Genomic DNA, 14122 nt, shown 5'->3' with positions numbered 1-14122 from the left:
TGGGGGCATGGAAATCAAGTCCGACAACCCCGACCACGGCTTCCAGTTCCCCGGCCAGTTCGAGCTCAGTGCCATGGGCCCGGCCAACCGCGGCCTGGAACATGAGCTTCCCCGCCTGCTGCTGGCTGCCGGCATCGATGTGGTGAATGAACGCATCAGCTGGAAGCATTCCTCCAACGGCAAGTACGTGTCCGTGCGCATCGTGTTCAGGGCCGAGAGCCGCGAACAGTACGACCTGGCGCACCAGGCACTGCGCGACCACCCGGAAGTGAAGTGGACGCTGTAGCCGACAGCTGCCCGGCCGAAGCCGCCCCGGAAGACCGTGCGCCGCGCCCGGCGCTGGTCCGCGACCTCGGCCGCCAGGCCTATGAACCGGTGTGGCGCGCCATGCAGCGCTTCACCGACCAGCGCAGCGAGGCCGACGCCGATGAGCTGTGGGTGGTCGAGCACGACCCGGTATTCACCCTGGGCCAGGCCGGCAAGGACGAGCATGTGCTGGCGCCGGGCGAGATCCCGGTGCTGCACGTGGACCGCGGCGGCCAGGTGACCTATCACGGCCCCGGCCAGCTGGTGGTCTATCCGCTGCTGCGCCTGCCACGGCTGGGCATCGGTGTGCGCGACTACGTGTGCCGCATCGAGCAGGCCATCATCGATACCCTGGCCGAGTGGAACATCGGCGCCGAACGCCGCGAGGGCGCCCCGGGCGTCTACGTCGGTGGCGCCAAGATCGCCGCGCTCGGCATCCGCGTGCGCCGCGGCTGTACCTTCCATGGCCTGGCCTTCAACGTGGCCATGGACCTGGAACCTTTCCACCGCATCAACCCCTGTGGCTATCAGGGGTTGCAGGTGACCTCGGTAGTAGACTTGGGCGGGCCCTCCGGGATGGAGGCCGTCAAGCCGGTGCTGCTGGACCACCTGGCCCGCCAGTTCGGCCTGCTGCTGCAGCCCACGCCCGAACTGCCTGATCTTTCTGCGGCCGCCTGACCGCCCCCCGGAACTGCCATGACTGAAACCACCGCCCGTTCCATTCCCCTGCAGATCGTGCAGGGCGACTCTCCGTCCGCCGCGCCGTTGCAGGCCGGGGTCAAGCAGCTGGGCGGTGACAAGATCAACCGCTCGCCGGTGCAGTTCGCCGACGCGCCGGTGCTGCGCAAGCCGTCCTGGATCCGCGTGCGCATTCCTTCGGGCAATGCCGTGCAGAACCTGAAGGCCAAGCTGCGCGAGAACCGCCTGGTGACGGTGTGCGAGGAAGCCAGCTGCCCGAACATCCACGAGTGCTTCGGCCACGGCACGGCAACGTTCATGATCCTCGGCGAAGTCTGCACCCGCCGCTGCTCGTTCTGCGACGTGGCCCACGGCCGCCCGAAGCCGCCGGATGCCAACGAACCGGCCAGCCTCGGCCAGACCGTGGCCGACATGGGGCTGAAGTACGTGGTGGTGACCAGCGTCGACCGAGATGACCTGCGCGACGGCGGTGCCCAGCACTTCGTCGACTGCATCAGTGCCATCCGCGCGAAGTCGCCGGGCACCCGCATCGAAGTGCTGACCCCGGACTTCCGCGGCAAGGGCCGCATGGAGCGCGCTGGAGATCCTGGCGCAGAACCCGCCGGACGTGTTCAACCACAACATCGAAACCGTGCCGGACCTGTACCGCAACGTGCGCCCGGGTGCGGACTACCAGTGGTCGCTGAACCTGCTGAAGAACTTCAAGGCGCAGCACCCGGACGTGCCGACCAAGAGCGGCATCATGCTGGGCCTGGGCGAAGACTTCGAACAGATCAAGGCCACCCTGCGCGACCTGCGCGCGCACGACGTGGACATGATCACCATCGGCCAGTACCTGCAGCCGACCGCGCACCACCACCCGGTGCTGAAGTACTGGACCCCCGAGGACTACAAGGCGCTGGAAGACTACGGCTACGAGCTGGGCTTCAGCCACGTGGCCTCCGGCCCGATGGTGCGCTCGTCGTACCACGCCGACGTGCAGGCCAAGGGCGCCGGCGTCCGATAAGCGGTTGCGCGATGCGCGCTACCGCTTCCCACGCTGCGCTGCGCACACCGTGGGCCCCGGCTTACCACCACCCACACCCCCGCCGCTTCGCGGCCGCCCCCTGACTCAGGGGGCTTGCAACCCCATGCCCTCTGCAACCGGACAGACGGCGCCGCTGGGTGCGCCGCTCTTCAGCCATTCACAATTTGCTACACCGGCCCGGCTAGGCTGGTTTTCCACCGAGCGCGGCCGGGTGACAAACCCGGCAACTTTCGGCACTGTCGTGGTGTCTTAACACCCCGCAGTCTCCCCCTTGGCAAGGCGCCTTCGAGCACGTCAATGAAATTCAAAGCCCCCGCATTCCTGATGGCCCTGGCGCTGGTCGCGCCGCTGGCGCTGGCGGCCAAGGCCGATTCGCCGGCATTGCCCGCTGCGGCAACCGCCGATCAGGTGACCACCTCCAAGCTGGTGTACGGCCTGCTGTCCGACAGCCGCTACGCGTACCGCCCGCGTGCGCTGGACGAGGCCACCTCCAAGGACGTGTTCAAGCGCTACCTGGAGACGCTGGACGGCGGCAAGCAGTACTTCACCCAGGCTGACGTGGCGCGCTTCGCGCCGTTCGAAGCCAACATTTCCTCGGCCATCCGTGGCGGCGAGCTGGAGCCGGCCTTCCAGGTGTTCGCGGTCTACAAGCAGCGCGTCGGCGAACGTGTGGCCTACGCGCGCAAGCTGCTCAAGCAGGAGCCGGACTTCACCACCGACGAGCGCTTCGAATACGACCGCAAGAAGGTGCCGTGGGCGGCCAGCAGTGCAGAGCTGGATGAGCTGTGGCGCAAGTCGGTCAAGAACGACTGGCTGCGCCTGAAGCTGGCCGGCAAGAAGCCGGACGACATCCGCAAGACGCTGGACAAGCGCTACGCGACGCTGGAGAAGTCGGTCAATGAACTGAAGGGCGAAGACGTCTTCCAGTTCTTCATGAACTCGTACACCAGCGCCGTTGACCCGCACACGGATTACTTCACGCCGCGCACCGCCGAGAACTTCAACCAGGCGATGTCGCTGTCGCTGGAAGGCATTGGTGCGCAGCTGCAGCGCCAGGACGACGTGGTGGTGATCCGCGAGATCATCGCCGGTGGCCCGGCCGCAGTGGATGGCACGCTGAAGCCGGGTGACCGTATCGTCGGCGTCGGCCAGGGCAAGTCCGGCCTGATCGAGGACGTGATCGGCTGGCGCATCGACGACGTCGTGGCCAAGATCCGCGGCGCCAAGGATACCCAGGTCAAGCTGGAGTTCATCCCGGCTGCTGAGGGCGCCGACGGCAAGCACCACACCCTGGTGCTGACCCGCCAGAAGGTGCGCCTGGCCGAACAGGCCGCCAAGGGCGAGACCATGACCATTCCGGCCGCCAATGGCGAGCCGGCGCGCAAGGTCGGCGTGATCAAGCTGCCGACCTTCTACCAGGACTTCGAAGGCCGTCGCCGCAACGCGGCCGACTACGCCTCGGCCACCCGCGACGTGGCCAAGCTGCTGGCCGGCTTCAAGAACGACAAGCTGGACGGCGTGGTGCTGGACCTGCGCAACAACGGTGGTGGTTCGCTGGATGAAGCCATTGAACTGACCGGTCTGTTCATCGAGCAGGGCCCGGTGGTGCAGGTGCGGGAGTCCGGTGGCCGCGTCACCGTCAACAGCGACCGCAACCAGGGCGTGGCATGGGACGGCCCGCTGGCAGTGCTGATCAACCGCGGTTCGGCCTCGGCTTCGGAAATCTTTGCCGGTGCCATCCAGGATTACGGCCGTGGCCTGGTGATCGGTGAGACCAGCTTCGGCAAGGGCACCGTGCAGAACATCGTCGACCTGGACCGTTGGCCGAGTGGCGAGACCCAGCGCTTCGGCCAGGTGAAGCTGACCATCGCCCAGTTCTTCCGCATCAGCGGCAGCAGCACCCAGCACAAGGGTGTGGTGCCGGACCTGGCCTTCCCGGCCAGCGTCGATGCCACCGAGTTCGGCGAGAGCACCTACGACAACGCGCTGCCGTGGACCCGCATCGCTGCCGTGCCGCACACCCAGTACGGCAACTTCGCGCCGCTGCTGCCGAAGCTGGAAACCCGCCATGACGCGCGCATCGCCGCCGACAAGGAATTCCAGTGGTGGAACGAGGACGTGCAGCAGTTCCGCACCGAGGCCGCGAAGAAGTACATCTCGCTCAACGAGGCCACCCGCCGCGCCGAGCGTGAGCGCCAGGACACCCAGCGCAAGGAGCGCCAGGCGATGCGCAAGGAGCTGGGCCTGGCCCTGGACCCGCTGGCCGATGACAGCAACGACGACGGCCTGACTGGCAACGAGCGCGACATCGTCAAGGATGCCGCCCGCGAGAAGGCTGCCGAGAAGCGTCCGGACCCGCTGCTGCGCGAGTCGGCCTCGATCCTGGCCGATGCGGTGAACCTGCTGGCCAATGATCGCCCGCTGTCGGCGCAGGTGCTGCCGCAGTCGACCGGCGCTGGTCGCTGGGCGGACTGAGCCGGCGACGGCATGTGATACCCGAGGGGCCGGCATTGCCGGCCCCTTTCTGTCTGGGGACCTCGTTCACGGTAGCGCCGGGCCATGCCCGGCGAGCGAAGTGCCACAAACGACTTAATCCCCTCCGTCCCCTTTTCTGTGCATGAACCGGCAGCAACGGGGTGACTCGGTCACGCCGGTTTCAACCTGCCGCACACGGCCGCAGGGCTACCCTTGGCGGTACCGTCCTCGCAGGAGTACCCATGCGGGCCTCCCGTCTTTCCAGTGCTGCCGTGGCGCTCGCCAGCGCCCTGATCCTGTCGGCCTGTGGTGGCCGCGCCGCCGACAGTACGTTGCTGCGCGAATCCTTTGATTCCGGCGACACCTTCTCGCGTACCGTCGATGGCCGCCCCGGTGACGCCTGCGAGGCCGCGCGGCGCACCCTGCTCAGCCAGGGCTACGCCATCGCCCGCTCCGACGAAGCGCAGGTGGAAGGCAACAAGAACTTCCAGCCACGCGAGGACGACCACGAGCAGCTGGTGCTGCGCATCTCCTGCGCGCCGCGTGGCAGCCAGACGCTGGTGTTCGTCAGCGCGGTGCAGGACCGCTATGCGTTGAAGAAGAGCCCGACGTCGGCCAGCGTGGGCGTGGGTGCATTGGGCTCGGTGTCGCTGCCGTTCGGCAGCAATGACGATTCGCTGGTGAAAGTGGCCAGCAGCACCGTCACCGATGCCGGGTTCTATCAGCGCTTCTTCCAGCGCCTGCAACAGTACCTGCCTGCGGATGCTGGCAAACCCGCACCGCCTGCGCTCGCACCGCCCGAGCCTGCATCGTCCGAGCCCGCACCGGCCCGCAGCACGGATCAAGGGTGATCGTGCGCGGCAGGTTGATGGGTGTGGCACTCCTGCTGATGCCCGCGCTGGGCATTGCGTCCGCAACGCCGGACTGCACGCAGGGCCTGCTGCAGCGGCTGGGATGGCGCTTTGACGAGGTCACGGCCGGTGCACCACAGGTGCACGGCGGCCCGGTGTGTACACGTGCCTCGCTGGCTGAAGCACAGGCGGTAGGCGATCTGCGCGTGGGGTGGCCGGCCGGAATGTCCGCTGCAGCACGCCAGGCGTTGCTGCAACAGTTGCTGGACGATCCAGCCACGGTCTGCGCCTATGCCTTCGAACTGGGCGCGGCCACGCAACGTGCGGCTTCGGCACTGCAGGACAACCCCACCTTCCGCTTCTCCGGCCCGCAGCTGGGCTGGATCGGCTTCGGCCTGCAGGGCCCACGCGCGCAAGGCTGGCAGCGCACACGCAGTTTCGGTCGTGGCTTCGTGCCGAGCGCGGGTAACAGTCATGCACTGGAGGCGTTCTACAGCGGTGCCGTGCGTGCCGAATGCGGGGTCGGCCGCCAGGTCGCGCAGCTGGCCACGCAACGAGAACTTTATGGTGATGCCGCGTTCGATACGGAGTTCGCAGCGGATGAACTGTCGATCGGCACCTTCCTCGCCCTGCACGAGACCGACAGCATCCTGCTCGGCGCACATGCCGGCGATTTCTTCGCCGATGGCAAGGCGGTGCGCACCTCGGCGATGGGGCGGCAGGCCTTCGTTGGCGTGCCCGGTTTCATCGAACATGTGTACGACAAAGGCACGCTGGACGACCTGAGCAACCAGGCCGAGAACTTCGTGGTAGCCGACGTGGGCGCAGACGCTGCGCAGGCACTGGCGATGCACGGTGGGCTGGCCTGGTACGACCAGCGCAATGTCGAACTCTGGAAACTCGCGCAGGGTATCCCGCGCATCGGCCAGCGCTACTTCGAGCGCCTGCTGTTCGAGCGCGATCCCAACCTTCGTGCACGGCTGGAACCGCGCTACCACGACACGCTGGCACGCATGGACCAGCTGCTGGACGATCCGTTCTACCAGCAGTTCGTGATCTATGTGCATCCACGCGGTATACGTCCCATCGGCTACCACATCGCCCGCCTGCTCGATCGCAACCCGCGAACGCCGTTTTCGATCGACCTGGCGGTGCACAATCTGCATACCACGCTCTACCGGCGTTGGCGCGAGGCGCAGCTGCGCCACTGCGCGGCTACCGGCAGGCCAGGCAGCCTGACCCTAGACCCCAACTGAAGGTGAAACAATGGATATTGCAATGATCGGCCTCGGCCGCATGGGCGCCAACATGGCCCAGCGCCTGCATCGCGGCGGCCACCGCGTGGTCGGCTACGACCCGGGCGAGGGTGCCCGCCAGCGCGCTGCCGAGGCCGGCCTGGAAGTGGTTGATTCGCTGGCCGCCGCGGTTGCCGCGCTGCCGGTACCGCGCGTGGTGTGGCTGATGGTGCCGGCCGGCGAAACCGTCGACCAGACCCTGGGCCAGTTGACCCCGCACCTGGCCGAGGGTGACATCGTCATCGATGGCGGCAACTCCAACTACCAGGACTCGATCCGTCGCGCCAAGGCACTGGCCGAAGACGATCTGGACTACGTCGACTGCGGCACCAGCGGTGGCGTGTGGGGCCTGCAGGAAGGCTACAGCCTGATGGTCGGTGGCGAAGCATCGGTGGTGGAGCAGATCGCACCGCTGCTGCGCACGCTGGCCCCGGCCGAAGACCGCGGCTGGGCGCGTGTCGGCCCGTCCGGCGCCGGCCATTTCACCAAGATGGTCCACAACGGCATCGAGTACGGAATGATGCAGGCCTATGCCGAAGGCTTCGCGCTGATGGAGCGCAAGCAGGAGATGGAGCTGGACCTGGCCCAGGTGGCCGAGGTGTGGCGCCACGGCAGCGTGGTGCGTTCGTGGCTGCTGGACCTGAGCACTGAAGCCCTCAAGCGCAATCCGTCGCTGGATGGCATCGCCCCGTACGTGGAGGATTCCGGCGAAGGCCGCTGGACCGTGGCCGAAGCGATCGCGCTCGATGTGCCGGCACCGGTGATCACCCTGTCGCTGCTGGAACGCCTGCGCTCGCGCGAATCGAATTCGTTCACCGACCGCCTGTTGTCGGCGATGCGCAATGAATTCGGCGGCCACGCCATCAAGAAATCGTAAGCACCGCGGTGGGGTCGGAGCCCTTTCCGCAGGAAAGGGCTCTGACCCCTTGCAGCCAGTCGAGCATGGCTCGACTCTACAAAAGCGTTCTCCGATCGTTTCCACGTCATCCACGCATGGCGTGGATGTGTCGACCAAGGTCGACACCTACCGTCGGGCGCGGGAATCTGTCGAAGGCGGGGTGGGTCCGGTTGCGGGGGCGTGAGCGCCATGGATGGCGCGACCGAGCCTACAGGGACGTATTTACGGCGTCCCCCGCAACCGGACCCACCCCGCCATCACACGGATAGCTTGCCTTTGACGTTGACGTTGCCGTTGATTCGGCAGGTGCAGGGCGCAGCCCTGCCGGTCACCCCAACTGAACCCGCCGCCCTTCGCGCGCTGTCCATGCCGGCCTGCAGCAACCGCATCAGCTGCAGTGCCTGCACCGGGCTGACCGTCGGCTCGCCATCGCCGTGCATCGCCGCCGCGAACTGCGAATACAGCCGCCGGTAGTCGCCCGGCAGGTTGTCCACGGTACTGCGCTGCACATTGTCCTCAGTATCGCAGCGCACCAGCTCGCCGTGCCGTGGGTCGATGCCCCAGCCTGGCGCTCCTGGCCCAACACCGCGCCGCAGCTGTGCCTCCTGCACGTCCAGCCCATGCTTGATCCAGCTGCCACGACTGCCATGCACACTGAAGTGCGGCGTGGGGGCCGCCACCAGCGAACCGGCATGCACGATCGCGCGATGCCTCGGGTAGTGCAGTACCGCGTGGAAGTAATCGATGCCGCTGCCACCTTCGCGTTGCACGGCCAGATCGGCATCGATGGCCTCGGGCCAGCCGAACAGCACCAGCATCTGGTCCAGCAGGTGCGGTCCGAGGTCGTACCACAGGCCGCTGCCCGGTCCGTCCTGCTCGCGCCAGCGGTCGCGCACCTGCGGCCGGTAGCGGTCGAAGTGCGCATGGCACTCGGCCACGTTACCGAGCGTGCCTTCGGCCAGCAGCGCCTGCAGGGTGAGGAAGTCGGCATCGAAGCGCCGGTTCTGGAACACGGTCGCGATGCGTCCGGCATCACGTGCCGCAGCCAGCACCGCTTCGGCTTCAGCGACATTCAGCGCGAACGGCTTGTCGACCAGCACGTGCTTGCCCGCGGCCAATGCCGCGATCGCCAGCGGTGCGTGTTGTGCGTTCGGAGTGGCGATCACCACCGCGTCCACCGCCGGGTCGTCGAACACCTCCTGCGGCGTGGCGCGCACGTGCACGTCGCTGAACGCGCGCAGCAACGTGTCGCGCTGCGAACTGACGATGCTGTGCAGCACCAGGCCGGGCGTGTGCTGGATCAGCGGCGCGTGGAAGACGCGGCCGGCGAGGCCGTAGCCGATCAGGGCCAGTTGCAGGTCGGGGCGCATGAGACGGCTCCGGCAATGGGGAAGGGCAGGGTAAACGACACCTGCGTACAGGCCAAAACTGAACCGTTGCCGTTGGAATCGCCTCGATTCACAGCGGCATGACCGCAACGCCACGCCTGCTCTACGGCGGCTTGTCCAGACTGGCAGCACATCCCGAAGGAGTACGACACGATGAGCAATACCACCCGCACGCTGATTGCTTCCGCCCTGACCCTGGGCCTGGCGCTGTCCTCCTCGGCTGCCTTCGCCAAGGACCCGGCCGCGAAGAGCCCGCCGACCAGCACTCATCCGACGACCCATGCCGATCGCCATGACTCAAACGAGCCGGTGACCGACAGCTGGATCACCACCAAGGTGAAGGCCGACCTGCTGGCCAGCAGCAACGTTCCGGGCACTGAAATCAAGGTTGAAACCGTGAATGGCGTGGTCAGCCTGAGCGGCGCCGTGGCCACCCAGGCCGAGAAGGACAAGGCGGTCACCACCGCCAAGGGCATCAAGGGCGTGACCCGCGTCGATGCCGCCGCATTGAAGGTCAGCGCTGCCGCCAAGCGCTGAACCGGGCGGGCGCCCCGGTGCGGGGCGCCCGCTGCCTGGGTAGAGTCGAGCTTGCTCGACTGCCCTTTGGGTTGCAGCCGAGCACGTCTCGGCTCTACCGTGGGTTTCCGCAACCCGTTCAGCCAACCAGGCTGGAAACTCCAGAGTTGTGACCGCCTGCGCTATATTGCCCGTTCCGCCGCAGCCGGGCCGGTATCGGCCTACGCTCCGCGGCTGTGCTGACGAGGAACTATGGCGCTGGTTTTCAGTGATGACATCTGGGACCGTTGGCGGTTGCCGGCCTTGGCGCTGGCCGCCGCCGCGATCATCGTGGTGCCGTGGTTGACCCTGCGCCAACTGCAGCAGGACAGCGAAGATGCGATGGCCTGGGTCAATCATACCCAGGCCGTGGGTGTGGCCCTGCAGCAGCTGCAGGCTGATGTACGCGATGTCGAATCGGCTGCGCTGACCCTGTCCAAGGGTGTGGATGCGCCTGGCCTGCGCGAGCGCATGGCCAAAGCCAATGACCTCCCCGGTCGCCTGGCTGAACTGGGCCGGATGACCCGCGACAATCCTGAGCAGCTGATCCGCATCGGCCGTATCGAGTCGATGCTGGAAGGGCGCATGGCGCTTGCCCGCGAACTGGCAAAGTCCGAACCCAACAGTGATCAGCGCGAGCTGGTGCAGGACCTGAGCACGCGCTATCCGATCCGTGGCCTGGTGGAGGAACTGCAGGCGAGCGAGCAGAAGCTGCTGACACAGCGCGCCGAGCAGGCCGCACGCCAGCGCAAGCAGACCGAGCTGGTGTCGTGGAGTTCGCTGGTGATCCAGCTGGCGCTGCTTGGCCTGGTGCTTTGGCTCCTGCAGCGGCAGATCGGGCGGCGCCTGCACGCCGAACGCCAATCGCTGCGCTCGGCGGCACGCGCGGCATCGGTGTTGCAGACCGTGCGCGAACCCATCGTGCTGCTCGACCGCGACCTGCGCGTGCAGTTGCATAACCCCGCCTTCGCCGAGCTGTACGGGCTGCAGGACGAACGCGCCGATGGCCTGCTGCTGGAAAGCGTCGGCGACGGCGCCTGGAAGGACGCCGTCGTGCGCCAACGCCTGTCCGACGTGCTGCTGCGCGGCCGCGAGCTGTGGGATTTCGAGCACGAACAGCGCACCGCCGACGGCATGGCGCGCTACATGCTGCTGAACGCACGGCGCATGCCGCTGCCCGATACCGATGATGAAGTGGTGCTGCTGACAGTCAGCGATGTCACCATGCAACGCGCAGTCCAGCTGCGCGTTGAAGAGCTCAACCGCCAGCTGGAAGGCAAGGTCGCGCAGGTGTCCGAGGTCAACAGGGAACTGGAAGCCTTCAGCTACTCGGTCTCGCACGACCTGCGTGCACCACTGCGCCACGTGGCGGGTTTCTCCGACAAGCTGTCGCGCCACCTGGGCGACGCCGCCGATGACAAGAGCCGCCATTACCTGGAGGTGATCTCCAGTTCGGCGCGGCGCATGGCGGCACTGATCGACGACCTGCTGGTCTACTCGCGGCTGGGCCGCGCGGCAATGCGCCAGCAGGCGGTGGACATGCAGTCGCTGGTGGCCGATACCCGCGCCATGCTCGATTCCAACCTGCAGGCCGAGGCCGAGAACAGCGGCCATGCGCACCACGTGGAGTGGAGCATCGCGCCGCTGCCGATCGTGGTGGGCGATGAGAACATGATCCGCCAGGTCTGGCTGAACCTGCTCGGCAACGCGGTGAAGTACTCGGGCAACCGCGAACCAGCGAAGATCCGCGTGGACTACCAGCCGCAGCCTGACGGCGGTCATCAGTTCACGGTCAGCGACAATGGTGCAGGCTTTGACATGGCCTACGCCGGCAAGCTGTTTGGTGTCTTCCAGCGCCTGCACAAGGCCAGCGACTACCCGGGTACCGGCATCGGCCTGGCCAGCGTGCGCCGCGTGCTCACCCGTCATGGCGGCCGTATCTGGGCCGAGGCCGAACCGGACGTCGGCGCCACCTTCCACTTCTACCTGCCTCCCGCGATCGATGCGGACAAACAAGGGCCTTCTGCATGACCACTCTGCGCACCATTCTTCTCGCCGAAGACAGCCCGGCTGATGCCGAAATGGCGATCGACGCCCTGGAAGAGGCGCGTCTGGCCAACCCCATCGTGCACGTCGAGGATGGCGTGGAAGTGATGGACTACCTGTTGCGCCGTGGTGCCTTCGCCAACCGCGAGGAAGGCCTGCCGGCGGTGCTGCTGCTGGACATCAAGATGCCGCGCATGGATGGCCTGGAAGTGCTGCGGCAGATCCGCGAGCACGAAGAGCTCAAGCGCCTGCCGGTGGTGATCCTGTCGTCCTCGCGCGAGGAAAGCGACCTGGCCCGCAGCTGGGACATGGGCGTGAACGCCTATGTGGTCAAGCCGGTGGACGTGGACCAGTTCTTCGGCGCGGTGCAGACCCTGGGCAAGTTCTGGGCGTTGATCAACCAGGCACCGGAACTCGAGTGAGCCCATGCCCCTGACCGGTCCCGCCCTGGGGGCGCTGCGCATCCTGCTGGTGGAAGACTCACCGGAAGATGCCGAGCTGATGTCCGAACAGATGCTCGACGCGGGCCTGGAAGCCCGCTTCGAGCGTGTCGAGAGCGAGGCCGAACTGCGCCAGGCACTGGCCAGGTTCCAGCCGGACATCGTGCTGTCCGACCTGAGCATGCCGGGGTTCTCCGGTGATGACGCGCTGCGCATCGTGCGCGAGACCTCACCGGAAGTGCCCTTCATCTTCGTCTCCGGCACCATGGGTGAGGAGAATGCGGTGGCGGCGCTGCAGAAGGGCGCCAACGATTACATCATCAAGCACCTGCCGGCGCGCCTGCCGTCGGCGGTGGCGCGTGCGATCCGCGATGCACGCAGCGCCATAGAGCGCGCGGGTGGAAACCGAACTGATGCGCGCGCAGCGCCTGGAAAGCCTGTCGCTGCTTGCCGCCGGCCTCAGCCACGACCTGCGCAACATCCTGCAGCCGCTGCTGATCATGCCGGACCTGCTGAAGGCGCGCACCGAGGATCCGCAGCTGCACCATCTGGCCGATGTCATCGCCGAGTGCGGCCGCCGTGGCCACGAGATGGCCGAGTCGATGCTGTCGTTCGTGCGCGGCTCGCGCAAGCCCAGCGAGCGCATCGAGATCGATGGCCTGTTCGATGCGGTGGCGCTGCTGTTGCGCAGCAACGTGCCCGATGCGGTGCGCCTGGAGTTGCAGGTGCAGGACGAAGGTCTGGTGGTCGACGCCAACTACACCGAACTGCAGCAGGTGATGCTGAACCTGGCGCTCAACGCGATCCAGGCGATGCCCAACGGCGGGCGCCTGAGCCTGACTGCCAGCCATGCCGGCGAGCGCGATGGCGTGGACTGGATGCAGATCTGCGTGGCCGATGAAGGCATCGGCATGGATGCGGACACGCTGTCGCACCTGTTCAATCCGTTCTTCACCACCAAGGCCGATGGCACCGGCCTGGGGCTGATTTCCTGCAAGCGCATCGTTGAAGGCGCCGGTGGCAGCATCCACGTCAACAGCCAGCCGGGGCAGGGCACCTGCTTCGAACTGCGGCTGCCGATGCATGAGGCCATCGATGGCAGCGAGCCGATCGAGCAGCTGGTGGCGCTGGGCAGTGGCCAGTCGATCCTGGTGGTTGACGGCGAAGCCACACGCCTGTCGCTGCTCGGCAACGCGCTGTCCAGCCAGGGTTACCAGTTGCAGCTGGCCTCCGATGGCCCGGCGGCGTTGCGCTGGATGCAGCAGGAGGCGATGCCGGCGCTGGTGATTGCCGATGCCGGCTCCAAACTGCTGCCGGCCAGCCAGCTGCTGGGCGAGATGGCCACGCTTGGCTACCGCGGTCCGGCGCTGGTGCTGGAGGATCCGGCGGTGCCAGTCGCGGCGGACGCGTTCCCGGCCGGTGTGGAGGTGCATGTGCTGCACAAGCCGCTGCAGATGCAGCAGGTGTTCCGCGCGGTGGCCGAAGCGCTGGGCTGACGCCCCGATAGTGCCGGTCGCTGGCCGGCATCGCCGTGCGGTGGGATCACTGCGGTTGCCGGCCAGCGGCCGGCACTACCGGTCCCCGGTTTCCCTGGAGATGCGTGGCTGGTATTGGCCGCTGCCGATGCAGCAGGTCTTCCGCGCGGTGGCCGAAGCGCTGGGCTGATGCCGCGGTAGTGCCGGCCGCTGGCCGGCATCGCCGTGCGATGGGATCACTGCGGTTGCCGGCCAGCGGCCGGCACTACCGCTCGGCAGTTTTCCAGGGGAAGCATGGCAGGGCGTCCACCGCCTGTTCCAGCCGCTGCAGATGCAGCAGGTCTTCCGCGCCGTGGCCGAAGCACTGGGTTGATGCCCCGGTAGTGCCGGCCGCTGGCCGGTATGCCTGTGTGGTGGAATCAACGCGGTTGCCGGCCAGCGGCCGGCACTACCGCTCGGCAGTTTCCCAGGGGAAGCGTGGCAGGGCGTCCACAGCCTGTTCCAGCCGCTGCAGATGCAGCAGGTCTTCCGCGCGGTGGCCGAAGCGCTGGGCTGATGCCGCGGTAGTGCCGGCCGCTGGCCGGCATCGCCGTGCAGTGGGATCACTGCGGTTGCCGGCCAGCGGCCGGCACTACCGGTCCAGGGTTTCCCTGGAGATGCGTGGCTG

At 67.2% G+C, this 14122-nt stretch carries 10 protein-coding genes and 2 pseudogenes; 11 read left to right on the top strand and 1 reads right to left on the bottom strand.

The genetic code is table 11. The annotated features are described in order from the left end of the window. The first annotated feature begins 7 nt into the window (after positions 1-7). The 7 genes and pseudogenes from ACZK2V_RS19765 (at position 8) to gnd (ending at position 7530) form a co-directional block, all read left to right on the top strand. The gene (locus ACZK2V_RS19765) at positions 8-286 is read left to right on the top strand and encodes a YbeD family protein (RefSeq protein ID WP_107433311.1); all 279 of its coding nucleotides are present in this window, start codon (positions 8-10) and stop codon (positions 284-286) included. Then, positions 274-984, top strand: coding sequence for a lipoyl(octanoyl) transferase LipB (gene lipB / locus ACZK2V_RS19760; protein WP_032130311.1), 711 nt, complete (start codon positions 274-276; stop codon positions 982-984). Before ACZK2V_RS19765 ends, lipB begins: the two co-directional genes overlap by 13 nt. An 18-nt stretch (positions 985-1002) precedes the next feature. Then, positions 1003-2011: pseudogene (lipA, locus tag ACZK2V_RS19755) on the top strand (lipoyl synthase). A gap of 318 nt (positions 2012-2329) precedes the next feature. Further along, positions 2330-4507: a carboxy terminal-processing peptidase gene (locus tag ACZK2V_RS19750; RefSeq protein WP_486322714.1), complete on the top strand. Its 2178-nt coding sequence runs from the start codon at positions 2330-2332 to the stop codon at positions 4505-4507. Between the two features lie 242 nt (positions 4508-4749). Then, positions 4750-5358, top strand: a complete 609-nt coding sequence (locus ACZK2V_RS19745) for a DUF2242 domain-containing protein (protein ID WP_032130308.1) — start codon at positions 4750-4752, stop codon at positions 5356-5358. Between the two features lie 17 nt (positions 5359-5375). Further along, positions 5376-6614, top strand: a complete 1239-nt coding sequence (locus ACZK2V_RS19740; protein ID WP_071229535.1) for a hypothetical protein — start codon at positions 5376-5378, stop codon at positions 6612-6614. Positions 6615-6624: 10 nt separating this feature from the next. After that, positions 6625-7530, top strand: a complete 906-nt coding sequence (gene gnd / locus ACZK2V_RS19735; RefSeq protein WP_071229503.1) for a phosphogluconate dehydrogenase (NAD(+)-dependent, decarboxylating) — start codon at positions 6625-6627, stop codon at positions 7528-7530. Between the two features lie 278 nt (positions 7531-7808). Here the strand turns inward: gnd and ACZK2V_RS19730 are convergent, their stop codons facing one another. Beyond that, complete coding sequence (locus tag ACZK2V_RS19730) at positions 7809-8921, bottom strand: oxidoreductase (protein WP_486322713.1); 1113 nt, start codon at positions 8919-8921, stop codon at positions 7809-7811. 171 nt (positions 8922-9092) lie between these two features. On the opposite strand from ACZK2V_RS19730, the gene ACZK2V_RS19725 reads away from it, so the two are divergent. From ACZK2V_RS19725 to ACZK2V_RS19710, 4 genes and pseudogenes are all read left to right on the top strand, one after another. Then, on the top strand, positions 9093-9476 hold the full coding sequence (locus ACZK2V_RS19725) for a BON domain-containing protein (protein ID WP_107433314.1): 384 nt from the start codon (positions 9093-9095) through the stop codon (positions 9474-9476). 231 nt (positions 9477-9707) lie between these two features. Continuing rightward, positions 9708-11525, top strand: coding sequence for a sensor histidine kinase (locus tag ACZK2V_RS19720; RefSeq protein WP_071229505.1), 1818 nt, complete (start codon positions 9708-9710; stop codon positions 11523-11525). Beyond that, positions 11522-11962 carry a response regulator gene (locus tag ACZK2V_RS19715; protein WP_005411057.1) on the top strand — a complete coding sequence of 147 codons (441 nt, stop codon included), beginning with the start codon at positions 11522-11524 and terminating at the stop codon, positions 11960-11962. The genes ACZK2V_RS19720 and ACZK2V_RS19715 overlap by 4 nt, the downstream gene beginning before the upstream one ends. Positions 11963-11966: 4 nt before the next feature. Further along, positions 11967-13476, top strand: a pseudogene (locus ACZK2V_RS19710) (two-component system sensor histidine kinase NtrB). Positions 13477-14122 lie beyond the last annotated feature (646 nt).

Source organism: Stenotrophomonas sp. 93052_Sma, assembly GCF_056481145.1.
This window is presented reverse-complemented; position numbering and strand designations above follow the sequence as displayed.

What these genes read in the sequence shown, in the direction of transcription:
- ACZK2V_RS19730 (WP_486322713.1), bottom strand. Translation starts at nt 8,921, where the DNA reads ATGCGCCCCGACCTGCAACTGGCCCTGATCGGCTACGGCCTCGCCGGC.
- ACZK2V_RS19745 (WP_032130308.1), top strand. Translation starts at nt 4,750, where the DNA reads ATGCGGGCCTCCCGTCTTTCCAGTGCTGCCGTGGCGCTCGCCAGCGCC.
- ACZK2V_RS19740 (WP_071229535.1), top strand. Translation starts at nt 5,376, where the DNA reads ATGGGTGTGGCACTCCTGCTGATGCCCGCGCTGGGCATTGCGTCCGCA.
- ACZK2V_RS19725 (WP_107433314.1), top strand. Translation starts at nt 9,093, where the DNA reads ATGAGCAATACCACCCGCACGCTGATTGCTTCCGCCCTGACCCTGGGC.
- ACZK2V_RS19750 (WP_486322714.1), top strand. Translation starts at nt 2,330, where the DNA reads ATGAAATTCAAAGCCCCCGCATTCCTGATGGCCCTGGCGCTGGTCGCG.
- ACZK2V_RS19765 (WP_107433311.1), top strand. Translation starts at nt 8, where the DNA reads ATGGAAATCAAGTCCGACAACCCCGACCACGGCTTCCAGTTCCCCGGC.
- gnd (WP_071229503.1), top strand. Translation starts at nt 6,625, where the DNA reads ATGGATATTGCAATGATCGGCCTCGGCCGCATGGGCGCCAACATGGCC.
- ACZK2V_RS19715 (WP_005411057.1), top strand. Translation starts at nt 11,522, where the DNA reads ATGACCACTCTGCGCACCATTCTTCTCGCCGAAGACAGCCCGGCTGAT.
- ACZK2V_RS19720 (WP_071229505.1), top strand. Translation starts at nt 9,708, where the DNA reads ATGGCGCTGGTTTTCAGTGATGACATCTGGGACCGTTGGCGGTTGCCG.